The organism is Zhurongbacter thermophilus (assembly GCF_026184435.1).
GTDB lineage: Bacteria > Coprothermobacterota > Coprothermobacteria > Coprothermobacterales > JAADFF01 > JAADFF01.
In genome coordinates this window covers 1250655-1267381 of record NZ_CP046447.1, presented here as the reverse complement: position 1 = coordinate 1267381, position 16727 = coordinate 1250655, and the positions used below count along the sequence as shown (strand labels likewise).

Annotated in this window: 18 protein-coding genes; 8 read left to right on the top strand and 10 right to left on the bottom strand. The window is 42.1% G+C overall.

Annotation, left to right across the window (positions count from 1 at the left end; genetic code table 11):
• Positions 1-66 precede the first annotated feature (66 nt).
• Together GM182_RS06385 and GM182_RS06380 are read right to left on the bottom strand one after the other, a co-directional pair.
• Positions 67-603, bottom strand: coding sequence for a type IV pilin protein (locus tag GM182_RS06385; protein WP_449186274.1), 537 nt, complete (start codon positions 601-603; stop codon positions 67-69).
• Between the two features lie 95 nt (positions 604-698).
• Positions 699-1181 carry a type II secretion system protein gene (locus tag GM182_RS06380; RefSeq protein WP_449186273.1) on the bottom strand — a complete coding sequence of 161 codons (483 nt, stop codon included), beginning with the start codon at positions 1179-1181 and terminating at the stop codon, positions 699-701.
• A 310-nt stretch (positions 1182-1491) separates the two neighbouring features.
• Here GM182_RS06380 and infC point away from each other — a divergent pair, with 310 nt between their 5' ends.
• The 6 genes from infC to GM182_RS06350 are packed head-to-tail and all read left to right on the top strand — an operon-like array spanning position 1492 to position 8411.
• On the top strand, positions 1492-2097 hold the full coding sequence (gene infC, locus GM182_RS06375) for a translation initiation factor IF-3 (protein WP_449186272.1): 606 nt from the start codon (positions 1492-1494) through the stop codon (positions 2095-2097).
• Between the two features lie 3 nt (positions 2098-2100).
• On the top strand, positions 2101-2307 hold the full coding sequence (rpmI, locus tag GM182_RS06370; protein WP_449186271.1) for a 50S ribosomal protein L35: 207 nt from the start codon (positions 2101-2103) through the stop codon (positions 2305-2307).
• A gap of 13 nt (positions 2308-2320) precedes the next feature.
• The gene (gene rplT, locus GM182_RS06365) at positions 2321-2671 is read left to right on the top strand and encodes a 50S ribosomal protein L20 (RefSeq protein ID WP_449186270.1); all 351 of its coding nucleotides are present in this window, start codon (positions 2321-2323) and stop codon (positions 2669-2671) included.
• A 2-nt stretch (positions 2672-2673) separates the two neighbouring features.
• Entirely contained in the window at positions 2674-3687 is a 1014-nt protein-coding gene (locus tag GM182_RS06360; RefSeq protein ID WP_449186269.1) for a phenylalanine--tRNA ligase subunit alpha, read from the top strand.
• Between the two features lie 14 nt (positions 3688-3701).
• The gene (pheT, locus tag GM182_RS06355; protein WP_449186268.1) at positions 3702-6011 is read left to right on the top strand and encodes a phenylalanine--tRNA ligase subunit beta; all 2310 of its coding nucleotides are present in this window, start codon (positions 3702-3704) and stop codon (positions 6009-6011) included.
• A 3-nt stretch (positions 6012-6014) separates the two neighbouring features.
• Entirely contained in the window at positions 6015-8411 is a 2397-nt protein-coding gene (locus GM182_RS06350; RefSeq protein WP_449186267.1) for an endonuclease MutS2, read from the top strand.
• A 71-nt stretch (positions 8412-8482) separates the two neighbouring features.
• On the opposite strand, the gene panD is transcribed toward GM182_RS06350, so the two are convergent.
• From panD to GM182_RS06320, 6 genes are read right to left on the bottom strand one after another with little or no spacing between them, the layout of a single operon-like run.
• Positions 8483-8857 carry an aspartate 1-decarboxylase gene (gene panD / locus GM182_RS06345; RefSeq protein ID WP_449186266.1) on the bottom strand — a complete coding sequence of 125 codons (375 nt, stop codon included), beginning with the start codon at positions 8855-8857 and terminating at the stop codon, positions 8483-8485.
• Positions 8847-9722, bottom strand: a complete 876-nt coding sequence (gene panC, locus GM182_RS06340) for a pantoate--beta-alanine ligase (protein ID WP_449186265.1) — start codon at positions 9720-9722, stop codon at positions 8847-8849. Before panC ends, panD begins: the two co-directional genes overlap by 11 nt.
• 13 nt (positions 9723-9735) lie before the next feature.
• Positions 9736-10518: a 3-methyl-2-oxobutanoate hydroxymethyltransferase gene (panB, locus tag GM182_RS06335; protein WP_449187299.1), complete on the bottom strand. Its 783-nt coding sequence runs from the start codon at positions 10516-10518 to the stop codon at positions 9736-9738.
• The gene (locus GM182_RS06330) at positions 10499-11287 is read right to left on the bottom strand and encodes a Rossmann-like and DUF2520 domain-containing protein (protein ID WP_449186264.1); all 789 of its coding nucleotides are present in this window, start codon (positions 11285-11287) and stop codon (positions 10499-10501) included. Before GM182_RS06330 ends, panB begins: the two co-directional genes overlap by 20 nt.
• 4 nt (positions 11288-11291) lie before the next feature.
• Entirely contained in the window at positions 11292-11828 is a 537-nt protein-coding gene (locus tag GM182_RS06325) for a [protein ADP-ribosylglutamate] hydrolase (RefSeq protein ID WP_449186263.1), read from the bottom strand.
• 11 nt (positions 11829-11839) lie between these two features.
• Positions 11840-12352 carry a heme NO-binding domain-containing protein gene (locus tag GM182_RS06320; RefSeq protein WP_449186262.1) on the bottom strand — a complete coding sequence of 171 codons (513 nt, stop codon included), beginning with the start codon at positions 12350-12352 and terminating at the stop codon, positions 11840-11842.
• 79 nt (positions 12353-12431) lie between these two features.
• Between GM182_RS06320 and GM182_RS06315 the strand changes: the two genes are divergently transcribed.
• Complete coding sequence (locus GM182_RS06315) at positions 12432-13118, top strand: metal-dependent hydrolase (protein WP_449186261.1); 687 nt, start codon at positions 12432-12434, stop codon at positions 13116-13118.
• Here GM182_RS06315 and GM182_RS06310 read toward each other — a convergent pair.
• Both GM182_RS06310 and GM182_RS06305 read right to left on the bottom strand, forming a co-directional pair.
• Positions 13075-14388, bottom strand: coding sequence for a hypothetical protein (locus GM182_RS06310; protein ID WP_449186259.1), 1314 nt, complete (start codon positions 14386-14388; stop codon positions 13075-13077). The two genes, GM182_RS06315 and GM182_RS06310, sit on opposite strands and share 44 nt — an antisense overlap.
• Positions 14385-16061, bottom strand: a complete 1677-nt coding sequence (locus GM182_RS06305; protein WP_449186258.1) for a two-component system sensor histidine kinase NtrB — start codon at positions 16059-16061, stop codon at positions 14385-14387. The genes GM182_RS06310 and GM182_RS06305 overlap by 4 nt, the downstream gene beginning before the upstream one ends.
• A gap of 65 nt (positions 16062-16126) precedes the next feature.
• On the opposite strand from GM182_RS06305, the gene GM182_RS06300 reads away from it, so the two are divergent.
• On the top strand, positions 16127-16723 hold the full coding sequence (locus GM182_RS06300; RefSeq protein WP_449186257.1) for a phosphatase PAP2 family protein: 597 nt from the start codon (positions 16127-16129) through the stop codon (positions 16721-16723).
• Positions 16724-16727 lie beyond the last annotated feature (4 nt).

The following is a 16727-nucleotide window of genomic DNA, read 5'->3' as shown; positions in this document are numbered from 1 at the left end:
CTAATAAAGAAGCCCCAGCTCTATCGCTGGGGCTTCTCAAATGATTTGGCAAAATGAAAGCAATATTTATTCTTCCTCTGCTACAATTAGCACCTGCGTTGAGGTAACTGCTATAAAGTACTTTGTTCCCTCGGGGGCATTAGGACAATTTGTGTCATAGGGGATCTCTTTAACGACAGGAAAAAATGCCTTGGCAGCTTGCTCTGTCAAAAGACTCTTTGGCAAAGGCCATAGCCATATATAGTTTGAGGGCATATCTGAACCTGCGGGCATGGGTTTATAACATGACTTTGTGTATACACGACTATCTAATATTGTTGTGTGAAGCCAAGGGTATGCCAGATTGTAAGGTTGTAGTTTTTCTCGTAACACCTCAATAGCTTCGTCTCTGTCTTTTGGAAATCGTGAATTATCATTGTAGAAAAGAAATAATGTGCGTCTTATTTCATATCCGTTGTGGAACATAGCACTAATTCTTGCCTTTTCCATATATATGGCGTATGACCCAAATAATATAGAGGCAAGGAGTGCAATTATGGCTATAACCACCATCATTTCTACCAGTGTAAATCCCCTTTCTGCTTTGAATGTGGAATGTTTCATATTAACCATCTCCTATGGTTATTTACTCTTTACTCTTGAAAAAAAGCCGCCGCAAGGAGCGGCGGCTTTTGAGAATGTCTAAAAGTTATGCGTGATTACTTACATACATAAACAGACTGTGTTGCATTGGGCATAAGGTCAATAACTACAGCTGGCTTATTTGCAACCGGTGTTGGACAAGAGACTTTAGCCATGTCCTCGGCTACTCCCTTGGCTGGTTCTGGCATAGCCCAATAAACATAACCAGACTGCATGTGACCGTTTTCAGCAGTCATTATGACTATACTTGCTGTAGCCTTCATTGTAGTATTCTTGTCCCACGGCCATGCGGCATCAATATTGAAATCGTCAGACCATGCACCGGTAGAGCCTGTGCCTTCTACTGGATAGTAACCATTGTCAGTGTAGTAAATGGTCATCTCTTTGTAGAAGTTGTTTGCACTGGAAATAACAGTGCTTACTCTGCCTTTCTGTACAGCCTTAGTAAGATTAGGGAATAGAATAGCTGCCAAAAGGGCAATGATAGCAATAACTACCATGAGTTCAACTAGTGTGAAACCTCTTTCTCTTCTTCTCATAATTCTTCACCTCCGTGAATTGTTAAGAACTGCAGGTTAACATTTCCCTGCGACACTATTATTATACCACTTATGAAAGACGCAAGAACTTTTTTAATGCTTCTAAAGAATCTATGTTGCGATATCAAGCCTTTTCATCCTTTTATATACCAAATTTCCTGTGATATAATACATGTGCGAACATGAAGTGAGGGATGGCAGGCCCTCCACCTCCGGCCAAAGGCTTAGGAGGTTTGTGAATCTGCCGTTGCAGGCTTTATGTTGTATGTATATGCCTGCATGTTTTATTATATAAGGAGGTGTTTCTTCTTTGAAGAAAAACAAAGACAATGGTATCAGGGTTAATGAGCAGATTAGGGCAGACAAGGTTAGAGTAGTTGATGAGAATGGTAAGCAGATTGGGGTTATGGTGCTTGAAGAGGCTATTAGAATGGCCCGTAGTAGAGGTTATGATCTTGTTGAGGTTGCTCCAAATGCCAATCCACCAGTTTGCAAGTTCATTAACTATGACAAGTACAGATATGAGCTGGCAAAGAAAGAGAAAGAGGCAAGAAAGAAACAGGTTGTAATGAAAATTAAAGAGATTCGTATGACATACAACATAGACACTCACGACCTCAATGTCAAGAAGAAGAAGATCAGAGAGTTTCTTGAAGATGGTGACAAGGTAAAGGTGGGTATCTTTATAAGAGGTCGTGAGATGGTTCACCTGGATAGAGCAGAAGAGATTCTCAATGAGATTGCTGAAGAGATGAAAGATGTGGGCTATGTGGAGAAAAAGCCCTCTATGGAGGGTAAGAGGTATACTATGGTACTTCACCCTGTCAAACAAAAAGACAGGGGGCAGCGTCAAAAGGAAAGAGCTCGTTCAAGACATCGTAAAGAGAGACGAGAAGAGGAAGGAAAGGAGGAGTAAACGATGGGTAAGGCAAAGATTAGCAGAACAGCAGCCAAGCGTTTCAAGATTACGGGAAAGGGTAAGATCATGTATAAACACAGTGGTAAGGACCACCTTAACAGGAAGAAGAGCAAGAAGAGACTTCGCAGACTGTCTAAGATGTCTGTTGTACCCCATGAGAAGAGATTTCTACTTGCAGACCTTCTCAATGGTATGAAGAAGAAGTAAGGAGGGATGAAGGGTGAGAGTAAAATACAGCGTTCAGCGCAGAAAAAGACATAAGAAGATAATGAAGATGGCAAGGGGCTTCTATGGAGCCCACTCCCGCAGCTTTAGAAGGGCAAACGAGGCTCTTCTGAAGGCTGGAGAGCATGCATATAGAGATAGAAAGCTGAAGAAGAGAAACTTCCGCAGACTGTGGATTTCTCGTATCAATGCAGCAGTTAGACAGTATGACCTGTCTTATAGTCAGTTTATACACGGTCTGAAAAAGGCCGGTATCCAGCTTAATAGAAAGGCCCTTGCAGAGCTTGCCGTGACCGATCCTGAGGCATTCAAGGCTATCGTGGAGAGAGTCAAGGAGGCCTTATAATCATGGATGTTCGCTCCATCCGTGAGGAGCTACTAAAGAGTTTTGAAAATGTGCGCACCCTTGAAGAGCTTGAGGCTCTAAGGGTGCGCTTTTTAGGTAAAAAGGGCGTTATTCAGCAGGGTTTTAAGAAGCTAAAGGAGCTACCTCCAGAAGAGAAAAAGGCTATGGGTAAGCTCCTGAATGATCTCAGGAAAGAGGTAGAGGAAAGGCTAGCCTCTGTTAGGGAAAGACTCCTTGAAGAGGAAAGGAAACAGCAAGTAGAGCGTGAGCGTATAGATGTAACGATGCCGGGAACCGAGCTTGCGTGGGGTAGCACACATATCCTTCGTAAAGCTAAGGAAGAACTTCAGTACATTGCACGTAAGCTCGGTTTTACCATTGTTGATGGGCCAGAGGTTGAAGATGACTTCCACAACTTTGAGGCACTAAATTTTCCTCCGTACCATCCGTCTCGTGATATGCAAGATACCCTATTTCTGCCCGGTGGTTTGCTTCTGAGAACACACACCAGTGCCGTGCAGATAAGGGCACTGCAGAGAAAAAAGCCACCAGTAAGAATTTTTACCGTGGGTAGAGTGTACCGCAGAGAAGAGGTAACGGCAAGAAAGTTCCTTGCCTTCCATCAGGCGGAAGGTCTATGGATAGATAAGAAGGTCTCTATAGGTCACCTCAAGGGTGTGCTGGCCGAGTTTATCAAGGGTTTCTTTGGTCCCGGATATAAGCTTCGTTTCCGTCCCAGCTACTTTCCATTTGTGGAGCCGGGTATGGAAGTCGATGTAGAGTGTGTGTTCTGCGGTGGTAAAGGTTGTAAAGTTTGCCAGTATAGTGGTTGGCTTGAAATACTTGGTGCAGGTATGGTGCATCCCAATGTGCTTAGGGCTGTTGGCTACGATCCAGAAGAATATACAGGATTTGCCTTTGGTATGGGTGTAGATAGAATGGTCATGCTGAAGTATGGTATCAACGATATCAGGCTACTGTTTGATGGCAATCAGAAGTTTCTTAGAAGCGTTTAAGGGGGTGGGCTCAGGTGATAGTTTCTCTTAGCATGATGAAGAAGTTTTTAGGTGACGATGTCAATATAGACGACATAATGCACAGGCTTGAGCACCACCTTGAGGTGGAGGTTGAAGAGACATACGACCTTGTGCAGAATTTTTACGATGTTGTTGTTGGAAGAATTATAGATAAAAAAGACAAAGGTTATGTTGTTGATATAGGAGACAAACAAATATTGGTATCATCGTTTGGCGCAGTGGATTTGCCCCGTTATATGCAGGTTGCCGTTGCACCTGTTGGTGCTGTGATAGGTGACACCACCGTCGAAAAACGTGGGCAGTATGAGGGTATCATTCCTACATTGTCTATGCTTGGTATTCCTGAGGTGGCAATGCTACCATCAGAGGGGGGTGTGCCTGTATTTCCATACGATGTAGAGGTTGGGACTCCCCTTGAGGAGGCTTTAGGACTACCCGATAAAATATTTGATATTTACATTGCACCTCCCCGTGGTGATCTTGGTTCTGTATGGGGCTTTGTTAGAGAACTTGGTAGGGTGTTTGGGGTGGAGATAAAGAGGCCAGAGTTTCCCAAGGTAGATATTTCCGAGGGGGATATTGTGTCTATAGAATCTTTAGACGATACCCCTATATATGCTGGTGTGCTGATAAAAGGTGTTCGTATAGAAGAGTCTCCTTGGGAGCTTCAGCGTACACTGGCATATCTTGGTATCAGACCTATATACAATGTCGTTGATATCACCAACTATTACCTTGCCGTATATGGCCAGCCCATGCATGCCTTTGACTGGGATAAGGTCAAAGGTGGCAAGGTTATTGTCAGAAGGGCTAGAGACGGTGAGGTTATCACCACACTTGACGGTGTGGAAAGGAAGCTTGATGAAGATATACTTGTTATAGCCGATGCCGAAAGACCTATAGCCATTGCCGGTGTTATGGGCGGTGAGAATACAGAGGTTTCTGAGGATACGGAAAATATTTTCCTTGAGGTTGCCTACTTTACACCTATTGTTGTTGCCCGCTCTTCCCGTAAACTGGCACTCCGTACAGATGCATCTTATCGCTTTGAGCGTGGTATAGATCCATCGAAGATTTCTGCGTATGCCAAGATGGCTGCAGAAGATATTGTGAAGATGGCAGGTGGCCAGATTATATCTTTTGAGAAGGTTGGCGCTGAGTGGGACAGCAAAGAAGTAGAGCTGAACGAAAAGAAGGCCAATATCCTTGTTGGTAAAGAGCTTGATTGGAAAAAAGAGGTTGTAGACCTTGGGTTTGAGCATAAAGATGATAAGGTTATTGTGCCGTCTTTTAGGCATGACCTTAATATCACAGAAGACATTGTTGATGAGGTAGTGAAGAAGTGGGGATATGAAGCAGTGGAGGAGGAGCTTCCCACATATGCCGTGACATGGGAACCAGATGATGAAGTTGTAAGAGTTGATGAAAGACTCTCCCACGAACTTGCTGCACATGGGCTTATGGAAGTGTGGACACTAAGTCTTATGGATCCCGATGATGTGAAAAAGGCCCGTGTGGGTGAAGGTGTACCACTGCTCAACCCTGTCAGTAAACTGTATAGCGTTATGAGGCCACATCTTCTTCCATCTCTACTTATTGCACAGAAATCCAATGAGGCATATGGTATAGAAGATGTGTTTTTGTTTGAAATAGGTAAAATATTCCCCGAGCTGAAAGAACAGAGACAGGTTGGTATACTGGTGTCAGGAAACTTTGTCTTGTCTGATTGGAGACATCTTAGTGTACCTGCAGACTTTTTCTTCCTTAAAGGTATTCTTGAAGACATCTTTAGAAGATGGGGTATACAGGCTGAGTACAGACCTACGGAGAAACCATATTTACACCCTGCAAGGGCAGCGGCTATTGTTGTCGATGGGGAAGAAGTAGGTGTTATAGGAGACCTACATCCTGATATTGTAGATGCCTTTGATCTCCGGAAGCGCCCAGTGGTGGCATTTATAGACTTTGAACTGTTTGAGAAGTACGTGAATAGAATACCTAAGGCACAGGTACCCGTGAAGTCGCCTGCCTTGTGGCGCGATATCTCTATGATTGTTCCTAAAGGTCTTCCAATGGAAGAGATAATAAAGGCTATAAAAGACTCAGCTGGTCAATATCTTGAGAGTATAGATATATTTGATGTCTTCGAAGATGAAAAGAAGATAGGAAAAGACCTCAGGTCTATTGCCGTGAGACTTGTGTTTAGGAAACCAGATGGTGCTATAGAGTCTGAAGAGGCCGATAAATACATGGAAAACATTTATAATAGACTTGAATCTATGAATATTACCATCAGGAGGTAGTCAATGGACGATAGGTCCCTTACGGCTATAGAATATGACAAAATAATGAAGAAGATAGAGAGAGGGTGCTCTACCCCTTGGGGTAGGGCACTTGTCTCTTCTGTAAAACCTTCTCCTTACTATGATGTAGTAAAGGAGCTGCTTGGTCAGGCCAAAGATGCCACTGAGTTTCTTGGTGCCCATGGCACCCCATTTCTTCGCGCTGTTTCTGAAGAGGTTAGAGGATATCTTTCTGAAGTTAAGCGTGGTGGAGCACTTTCTATTGAGGGAGTGCTTGCCGTTAAAGACCTCCTTGACCTTATGTGGAGACTGAAAAGCAAGGTAGACAGAGAGAAGTATCCTTATCTACATAGGCTTGTTAAAGACCTGTGGGATTTTAAACACTGGGTGCTTGAGGTTGAGGGTAAGATTAAAGATAATGGTCAAGTTGACGATAGGGCAACACCACGGCTTGCTGAGATTAGAAAAAGGCAATCTGAGCAGATAGCTGCTATTAAAAAGAAAATCGAACAACTGCGTAGACGCTTTCGTGGTGCTATTGCCGAGAATCCACCTTATCGTATTATTCAGGGAAGGTATGTCATACCTGTGCTTTCTACACATGCCTCCCGTGTAAAGGGTATTGTTCATGGACATTCGGAGAGTGGAAAGACCATTTACATAGAACCTATGGAACTCGTCTCTATGAATAACGAGCTTGAAGAACTTTACGAGAAAGAGCAGAAAGAAATTGCCTGGATACTGAGAAAACTCTCCGATGAGCTGAGGGAACAAATGGAAGATAGTGGCATATCTATAGATGTAGCCCTTGATAGTCTTGGTGAGATAGACTTTGCGTTTGCCCGTGCATCTTGGGCTATGTCTGTTGATGGTGCCATTCCTACTATCACAAAAGAGCGAAAGCTGAAAATTCGCCGAGCGAGGCATCCCCTTATTCCGCGGGAAAGGGTAGTACCTCTGTCTCTAGAGCTAGGTGGAGAGAATCGCCTTATGCTTATCACCGGGCCTAATACTGGTGGTAAGACCGTGACATTGAAAACTGTTGGCCTTATGGTAGCTCTTGCTCAGACAGGTGTTCCTATCCCGGCTGATCCTGATACAACTATACCCATTATGGACAACATATTTGCCGATATTGGTGATGAGCAGAGTATAGAGCAGTCTCTATCTACCTTCTCTGCTCATATGGTGCAGATTATTAAAATTCTTAAAGAGGCTACAAAGAATAGTCTTGTACTTATAGATGAGCTTGGTGCAGGCACTGACCCTATTGAGGGAATTGCCATTGCAAGAGCTGTACTTGAGAGGCTTCTTGAAATAGGAGCATTGTCTCTGGTTACAACCCATCATGGTGAGCTGAAATCGTTTGTTGCACAGACAAAAAGGGCTATTAATGCGTCTATGGAATTTGACCAAGAATCGCTAACCCCTACATATAGGCTCATTGTTGGGATACCCGGTAAATCGTTTGCCATAGAGATAGCCAAAAGGTTGGGGATGCCAGAGGATGTGCTGAAAAAGGCATCGAGTTATATTCCCGAAGGTCGCAAAGAGGCAGAAGTGCTTATCAAAGAGCTTGAGGGGAAGAGGCAAGAGCTCGAAAAACTGACAAAAGAGATAAAAGAAAAAGAGCTGGAACTGATAGAAAAAGAGAAGGAACTTCAGGAGCTAGGACTTAGGCTCAAGCAGAAAGAGGAAAGGGTTATGACAAGGGCTTGGCAGGAGGCCGAAGAGATTATCAAGGCCGTTGATGAAGAGGCTAAGCGACTTATCAGGGTTTTAAAAGATAAGTCTGTTGCCGATAAGGAGGCATATGAGGCTCGTACTCGTCTTAAAAAACTTCGTGAGGCAGTGCAGAAGCATAAGCTATCTTCTCACGAAGAGGTTAAGAATATAGAGAAGAAGCGTAAAGAGATAACCCAGAAGAAAAAGGTATCTCCTTATATCTTTGTTGATAAGAAGCCCGAGCCAGGGGACAATGTTCTTGTTGAGGCCATGGGGGGACAACTTGGTGTTGTTATTACTATTAGAGGTAAAAAGGCAGAGATTCTCCTCAAGACTATGACAATTACCGTTCCAGTATCTGAGATAAGGGTGGTAGATATTAATCCTGAGGCTCTGAAGAAGAATGTCAATGTTGAAACAACTATGTCTGCTGTGCCTATGAAACTTGACCTTCATGGTCAGAGGGTAGAAGACGCTCTGGAAATGCTTGATAGTTATCTGTCTAAAGCCCATGCGTCAGGTTATTCGTTTGTGTATATTGTGCATGGAGTGGGTTCTGGGGCACTAAAGAGTGCTATTCGTAGAAAGCTTCGTAGTTATCCCTTTGTGAAATCTTTCCGCGCTGCCAATTCCGACGAGGGTGGCGATGGGGTAACTATTGTCTACTTTAATTAAAATGTATGTCAACTAATATAAAAAGGGGAGCAAGCTTTTGCTCCCCTTATGTTGTTTTGATAAGATGATTTTCATTCTTCTGGTAGTGTATAGTCCATAACTTCTTTGAGCTTATTATTTTCATCGACAAATACGGCCTTTGGTGGAGGGACATCTTCATCTGGAGTAATATAGGCAAACGCCATAATAACGACAATATCTCCTACTTCTCCCAGCCTTGCAGAGGGCCCATTGAGTATGATTTCACCGCTACCCCTCTTGCCGGGAATGACGTATGTATACAGTCGTGATCCGTTATTTTCATTGACAACAAGAACCTCTTGCCATGGGTGAAGACCTGCTGCCTCATAAAGGTCTGGATCTATGGTAATAGAGCCCATATAAGATATATGTTTATCGGTTATGCGTGCCCTGTGAATTTTACCTGCAAGCACCTTAATATACATCTACATCACCGCCTTCTATCTTAAATCTGATATTGTCAATGAGCCTTGCTGGGCCTAAGAATACTGCTGTTGCTAAGACATATATACCATCTTTCAGCTCTTTTACAGGCTGCATGTCGTCCCACGATACAATCTGCACATATTGTGGCCTTGCTCCGGGGATGGCCTCAAGTTTTTCAAGGACATGTTCTACAACTTTGGTGGCATCTCTTTCGCCATCTTTTATTATCTGGAAACCTTCTTTTAGTGATTCATAGATGCGTGGGGCCACAGCCCTTTCCTCTGGTGATAGATATGTGTTGCGTGAGGACATGGCCAGCCCATCGGGTTCTCTTGTTGTCTCCACAGGCACAATTTCTATAGGAAAGTTGAGGTCTTTTACCATCTGCATGATAATTCTTAGCTGCTGTATGTCTTTTTTGCCAAAATATGCCCTGTCTGGCATAACGATGTTGAAGAGTTTGGCGACAACGGTAAGCACCCCTCTAAAGTGCCCAGGTCTGAACCTGCCACATAGATGGTCAGATAGCTTCAGCACATCAACATACACCAGTGGTGCACCATCGGGATACATCTCATGGGTATCTGGTGCAAAGATGTAGTCTACACCCTCTTTTTCACACAGGCGTGCGTCTCTCTCAAGGTCTCTGGGATAAGAATCAAAGTCTTCTCCCTCTCCAAACTGGGTTGGATTGACAAAAATGCTGACAACGACGATATCATTGTCTTTTCGTGCCTGTCTGACAAGGTTAAGGTGTCCTTCATGAAGATAACCCATTGTGGGAACAAAGCCTATGGACTTGCCACTTTTTCTGTGTTCCCACAACACCTTTCTTAGCTTTTCTATGCTCTTTATAATTTCCATATATCCCCCTCCCTCAAAATGAATGCTCATCGTCTGGGAATATCTCTTCCCTCACCTCTTTAGAGTATGTTTGTAGTGCGTTTGTTATAGTATCTGCCAAGTTGGCATATTTTTTCAGGAATGTGAAGTTGATGTCTGGATCCATGCCAAGCATATCGTAAAGAACGAGTACTTGTCCATCTGTGTGTTTGCCTGCTCCTATGCCTATGGTAGGTATGGAAATGGCCTCTGTTATGGCCTTTGCCACCTCTTTCTTGGTTGTCTCTATAACGATGGAAAATGCACCTGCCTCCTGTAGTGCCTTTGCAGACTCTATAAGGTATTCTGCCAGCTCGGGCCTCTTTCCCTGTATCTTATAACCGCCGAGCATATTTACAGATTGTGGTGTCATGCCAATATGTCCCATAACGGGAATGCCTTGCTGGGTGAGAAACTTCACTATATCTGCCTTTTCTATTCCACCTTCTAGCTTTACAGCATGGGCACCTGATTTCATAAGTACTTCGGCGGTCTTAGCTGCAGTATCTTTGTTGTAGTATGACATAAATGGCATATCTGCCACAATAAGAGGTGTACCCAATGCCCTGCTAACGGCTTTTGTGTGGTAGGCAATATGCTGTACCTCTACGGGTAGTGTGGTGTCAAGTCCCTGTATAACATTACCCAATGAATCACCAACAAGCACGGCATCTATACACTGACATGCTTCTATGAGTTTGGCAAATGTATAGTCATATACTGTTACCATTACCAGTTTGCGTTTGCCTTTGAGCCTTTTAAATCTTGGAACTGTCATCCTTTTCACTATTATCGCCTCCGTCACTATGCAGTTTATATATTACATCACTTTGGAGAATGTATAGCTCTCTTAGAAAACCCTCAAGTAGTGAGGATTCAATGTCTATTGTCTCCAAGTCTCCTCGAGCAGCTGGGCCTGTTAGCCCGTCCTTGCCGTGCTTTAACACATTGTCAATACTTCTGTATGCAAGATTTCTAACACTCTCTATGATCTCTGGGGGGAGTTTTCCTACCTCTCTCAGTAGGGCAAGCCCCATTAATGTGTTTAGTGCTGTAAAGTTGGATATAAAGACAAGTGCTGTATGATAAAGTGCTTTTTTCTCTGTTTCTATTTCAAAGTACTTACCACCGAGTGTCTCTATAATATCGGTGCAAATATCTATATTGCCTTCAACGGCAAATAATACCCCTTTGAAAGATGTATCTGGTGTAATGCTCATAATGGGGTGCATGCTACACTTTTTTTCACTTTTCAGTACCTGTGAAGATAGCATGCCGCTCATGTGTATGTGGCTGGTAAACGGGGCAAATCTTATCAGCTCTTCAGAGGTTTTCTCTATATCTGAATCTCTTCTTACAATAATAACTCTATGACAGGTTAGTGGGCCCCTATAGGGTATATAGTTTATGGCATATTTTTCTGCCAGCTCTTTTGCCCTATCTTCTGATGGTGATGATATATGAATAAGATAGTGGTCTTTGAGATTTTTTATTAGTGCCTGAGCAACTTTTCCGGTGCCGACGATACATAAAGGTTCTTTGGGCATATCATCAGCCCCTTAGCACCATGATGACCTCTTTGACATGTTTGGAGTTTTTAAGAAAATCTTCTGCAGCTTTCTTGAATGTCTCAAGAGATTTTTCCTTGGGGCAACCATATATACCTGCACTGATGAGTGGGAAGGCTATGCTTTTTAACCCTAATTCATCAGCTTTTTTCATAGCTCCTATATAGGCTTTGTAGAGTTTATCTGCTTTATCATCATCCCATGTACCACGGCATATAGGACCTACAGTATGTATGACGTATTTGATGCCAAATTTTTCTAAGTTCATTGCCGGGGTAACGACAACTTCACCATGATTGATATAGTTTCTACCTATTTGTTTTAAACATTCTTCTTGGGATATTCTTGTGTATAATTCTGGATCTCCTGCGGCAGCTCGTGCAATAGCAAGGGCAACTCCACCCCCATGTGAGAGATATTTATTGGCGGCATTGACAATGGCATCGGCTTTTATCTTGGTGATATCACCATAAGTAATTTTTATCTGACCGTTGCCTGTGGGGATAATTTCCTCTTTCATAGTATCCCCCCTTATCCAACAATGATGTCAATAAGGGTTAGCTCTGCACCTTTAGCCCTATGTCTGACAAGCACAGAGACCCCCATGAGTTCAGCTATGCCTGCATACATGCCTTTTATGAGAGAAAACAACCTGAGCTTTGAACGATAATATACGGTAAAATGGGTGTCGCTATTTTTGCGTATTTCTATGGTGTTTTCATGCCATGGTACATTATCTGTAATAAAGTTGATTGCCTCTTCACTTTCCATGAATTTGCAGAATTTGTGGTAGTTGCTAGTATATTGTTTAAACATAATAGGTTCACCTATGGTGATAAACCATTTTCCGAATGTAAATAGGAAAAACTGATATTCACGATTGAGGGTTGATGCCGACAGTCGCAAGAGCTTAATCATGTCTTCTGGGGCTTCTACATCTTCTTTTCCATATTCAGACCATATGTCGTTCCAGATACCCGGACCACCTATATGTTCAACATATCGTTGCAAATTTTTTATTAGCAGTTTTTCCACAGTTTTCACACTCCCCTTATCTCCTCTCTCTACAATTTTAACATACAGGTTATAATTAAAACGGATTAAAAGGAAGGGGGGAATGTGTATGAAGCTGAAATTTTTAGGACATTCAGCATGGCTTATTGAGGGAAGTAAAAAAGTTGTTATCGACCCGTTTATTACAGGGAATCCGCAGGCAAAGGTAAAGGTAGAAGATTTATATGATGTTGATTATATTGTTGTAACACATGGACATGGTGACCATCTTGGTGATACCTACGATATAGCACGTCATAGTGGTGCCACGGTAGTAGCTAACTATGAAATTAGTCTTTATCTTTCTTCTAAGGGAATACAGAATGTGCATAGCATGCATATAGGGGGTAAATATGTCTTTTCCGATGGGGTAGGTTTTAAACTGACACCTGCTTTACATGGTAGTGCCATTATCGATGGTAAAGATGTTATATATGGTGGTAATCCTGCTGGTGTTGTTGTGTTTATGGATGATAAGGCTATATATCATGCAGGAGATACAGGGCTGACATTGGATATGAAGCTGTTGGCCGATGAGCTAATTGATGTGGCTCTTCTGCCTATAGGTGGTAACTATACCATGGATGTTAAAGATGCTGCCAAGGCAGCTTCATTTGTGAAACCTAAGTTGGCTATTCCCATGCACTATAAGACATTTCCTGTTATAGATGCAGATCCGGAAGAATTTGTCAAAGAAGCTAAAAGACTGGGTATCAATGCTCTGGTTGTTGCTCCCGGTGAGTATGTTGAGCTCTGATAGAAGTGACGAGTTCTTGAATAAAGAATGCTAACAAAGTTGTAATTGAGGTTATTGTTGCCGATGGTATGGTGAGACTCATAAGGTGAGCCATAAATGGAGAGGGCTCTTTTAGCAAAGGAAGTACCCCTAGCCATGTAATGACAACAATTGTGGGGGCAAACAATGTGATGGCCATAACGCTCAGCGTTATGGCCACATTTTTTTTGATAGCCCATAGACAGAAGAATATGACAACAAGGTACATGATAAAGAGGGTTAGCATGAGATATCCTATTTGCATGCCCGGTGAGATTGCTATAATGGCAAGGCCAGCTGCAATACCCACAACGGACTCCCAGAAATATCCTAATATAATAATTACAACAAGTAGTAGTCCGATCAGGAGGGAAAAAACACGCCTTTTTCTCATATGAGATTCATATTGGGATATGAGTTCCATATTTTGCTCTTTTAGTGTTGTGATGTTGTGCTGGGTAATGCTTGCTGATTTCTGGTAAAATCCTTCAATTTGATAGAGATATGGGACAATATACATCTGCCTATAGTCTGTTGGTTTGCCGTCAAGAAGTGATAGGTATTCTACCCTGTATGCCAATAGTTCTAGGTATCGGATTTTCATTAAAGTTATTTCATCATCTGGGTAGTAACCCGATAAGATATTCCAGTCGGGTTCTTCTCCCCATATAGGATATGGGATACCAATAAGTGCCGATATTGTGGGCAAGAGTTTTCTGGGGGATGTTTTTACCTTGCCTGAGACACATATGTTGTTCGAGGTAATATACACATTGATATCTGCGGGTTTATTTTCTGTAACGTATAATCTTCCGTCTCCGATATGACCAATGAGTCGATATAGAAGTGATAGATTTGGATCTGTATATGCCCTTTTCTCGGTATAAGGTCCGCTAACAAGGTGTGCGAACGCACTGTAGTTGTAAGCAGAGTTAGGGCATATAAGTCCGTGAATGAAGGATGGGGCCCCACTGAGAACGTCTCCAACGAGCTTGGTTGTTGGGGTGAATGGCTCTATAGGACCGCATAATGCTTCGGTAGGGATGTTGCTTGTATAGTGAAAGCTGAGAGATAGTGAGCCCAAAACACCGGTTTTGGTAGGGTATATTAGTGGCAAGTCACGGGTTCCCATGGAAGGTGTTATGATATTGCATAGTGAAGTGCTTGGATAGTTGTGATACCACATAATACCCCCTGCCAAAGCAATAATCATAGCGAGTATGAATGCCAATATATAGCCTACTTTTTTCATGAGTTATCACCTTGGCAATCATCAGGTAGTGTTATGGAAAAAACAACGCCATCAATGTCGTTGTATGCCTTAATGGTTCCTCCATGACTTGTGATGATGTTATGTACTATAGCAAGTCCCAGACCGGTTCCCTTTGATTTCTTGGTGCTAAATGGTTCAAATATGTGGGGTAATATATCCTCTGGTATAGGTGGGCCGTTGTTGATTATCTTGATTTCTGTTTCTCTATCCTTTTTATTGGCTTTTATAAGCACTTTTGTTGCACCTGCGTCTCTGGCGTTTTTAATGATATTGAGAAATACGCTACTCATAAGATTTTCATCGGCACATATGGGGGTATTATTTTCTAGCTGTATGTCTATGTCACTAATAATAGCCCTGATACTTTGCAATATGTTGTCTAGGCTTATATAAGATTTTGATGGTTTCTTCTCCTTCGCAAAGTCCAGTATTTCCCTAACAAGGTTTTCCAGCTTTGAAACCTCATCTATTATGAACTTTATGTATTTGGCATTTTTTTCCGAGGTTGGCCTCTTGGCTATCATTTGGGCAAAGCCCTTAATAGCCGTTAATGGGTTTCTCACTTCATGGGCTATACCTGCAGACAGTGTACCCAGTGCTGCCAGCCTTTCTTTCTGTCTCATCTGTTCTTCCATCTTCGATATATCGGTAATATCTTCAAGGGCAAGCAGTGTTCCCTCTCTAACAGGTATGACATGTATATTGACAATTCTATCGCCCAATCTGACACGATTAAGGATGTGGTACTCCTTGTATCGGATATACTCTTTTATCTCCGGCATAATAACTTCCAACCACTCGGATATAGGAAAGAGGCCGCCAAAGACATGTTCTGACATTTGATGTTTATATCGTATATGTCCCTCCTTATCGAGGAGTATTAAGGCCATTGGACTGGCCTCTATGATATCTTTTAGTAGTTCTGTGTTTTTCCATAACCTCTCGGAGATATCATTAACTGTTTCAGCTATGGTGGCAAGCTCTTTGGGAAGTCCTGTATCTATCTTGTGCTTAGGACTCTGAGCTATTTCTTCTATATCATTTACCAGTTTTTCAATGTCCCTCGTCATCTGTGATACAAGGGCTAATGTAAGGATAATTGACATGATAAGAAGTATTCCTATGGCATTAATGAGTTTGGACGATATCTCAGATGTGTACCTCTGAATACTGCTTTTATCTTCCCAGACCACAACCTTAAAAACAGGCATGCCGTCTATTTCGATGTCTTTGACAATAGTGTATGTAAAATCTGGATTTCCTGAGCCCGTTGCAGGTTTTAGCTCGATAATGGGGATACCATTTTTGCTGGATATCGTTATACCCACAGATGGGAAAGTTTCATTAATGGTTTTTAGGTATGGTTCTGTTTCGTTTCGTATTTCCTCAAAGAATGCTTCTTGTTGAGGCAGGGGAAGGGTATATATATCACTTGTATTCATCTTTAGTATCTGGTTATTATATATTTCTTTTAGTTTTACAGTGATAATACCAGCTATGCCTTCTAATGTTTTACTTCTTTCATTGAGCAGTATGTTTTCTACTTGGGTTTTAATGACATAAATGCCTAAAACAGAGTTGGCAATAATGATAAGTATAGCCAGCATAAGAAAGCGAGTTTTGATAGAACCTTTACCTTTTTTACCTGCCACAATATACCCTCCCTTTTGTACACTATAATAGTATAATCTCTAATGCTATGGTGAAGGAAATGATAATGGGAGAAAATATGAAGAGCAAATGGGCAAGAATATTATCTGATATAGGTAATCCTCTTATTGTGATTACCATGTTGTATTTTTTCGTTGCCTATATAGAAAGATACCCTGCTAAAGATGTTATGTTATTTTTACTTTGGACCACATTAATAGTTGGTTCTATGCTTGTGGCATCTGCTTTATGGGTGAAGATTAGAAGAAACCTCCCTAATATGGATATTATCGAGAGAGAAGATAGATATCTCCCATATCTCGCATCGTTTGTTGGATATCTTATACTATGGCTTATTGCTCCTGCGAGATTACCCGAGTATCCTATGTTACATGCTGTTGTTATGTCGGTGATGTTAGGTGTGCTTATATGTGGCTTGGTCAATCTTAAGTGGAAAATATCATTTCATGGTTTCTCTATGGGCTTATTTTCTTCGTTTGTCTTTCATTATAACTTCGTGGCAGGATTGATTTTCCTCTTTCTTACTGTTGTTATTGGCTGGTCCCGTGTATACAAAGGTGTGCATACTTGGGCCCAAGTATTTGCCGGTGGTCTATTAGGATTTACCCTCGGTTTCCTCTCAATTAAACTTCTAGTGGGGTGATACA

Excerpts from the sequence above, each read along its gene's own strand:
- GM182_RS06380 (WP_449186273.1), bottom strand. The coding sequence starts at position 1,181 with ATGAGAAGAAGAGAAAGAGGTTTCACACTAGTTGAACTCATGGTAGTT.
- panB (WP_449187299.1), bottom strand. The coding sequence starts at position 10,518 with ATGACAGTTCCAAGATTTAAAAGGCTCAAAGGCAAACGCAAACTGGTA.
- GM182_RS06300 (WP_449186257.1), top strand. The coding sequence starts at position 16,127 with ATGGGAGAAAATATGAAGAGCAAATGGGCAAGAATATTATCTGATATA.
- GM182_RS06310 (WP_449186259.1), bottom strand. The coding sequence starts at position 14,388 with ATGAAAAAAGTAGGCTATATATTGGCATTCATACTCGCTATGATTATT.
- GM182_RS06385 (WP_449186274.1), bottom strand. The coding sequence starts at position 603 with ATGAAACATTCCACATTCAAAGCAGAAAGGGGATTTACACTGGTAGAA.
- rpmI (WP_449186271.1), top strand. The coding sequence starts at position 2,101 with ATGGGTAAGGCAAAGATTAGCAGAACAGCAGCCAAGCGTTTCAAGATT.
- panD (WP_449186266.1), bottom strand. The coding sequence starts at position 8,857 with ATGTATATTAAGGTGCTTGCAGGTAAAATTCACAGGGCACGCATAACC.
- GM182_RS06315 (WP_449186261.1), top strand. The coding sequence starts at position 12,432 with ATGAAGCTGAAATTTTTAGGACATTCAGCATGGCTTATTGAGGGAAGT.
- GM182_RS06330 (WP_449186264.1), bottom strand. The coding sequence starts at position 11,287 with ATGCCCAAAGAACCTTTATGTATCGTCGGCACCGGAAAAGTTGCTCAG.
- panC (WP_449186265.1), bottom strand. The coding sequence starts at position 9,722 with ATGGAAATTATAAAGAGCATAGAAAAGCTAAGAAAGGTGTTGTGGGAA.
- GM182_RS06350 (WP_449186267.1), top strand. The coding sequence starts at position 6,015 with ATGGACGATAGGTCCCTTACGGCTATAGAATATGACAAAATAATGAAG.
- GM182_RS06325 (WP_449186263.1), bottom strand. The coding sequence starts at position 11,828 with ATGAAAGAGGAAATTATCCCCACAGGCAACGGTCAGATAAAAATTACT.
- GM182_RS06360 (WP_449186269.1), top strand. The coding sequence starts at position 2,674 with ATGGATGTTCGCTCCATCCGTGAGGAGCTACTAAAGAGTTTTGAAAAT.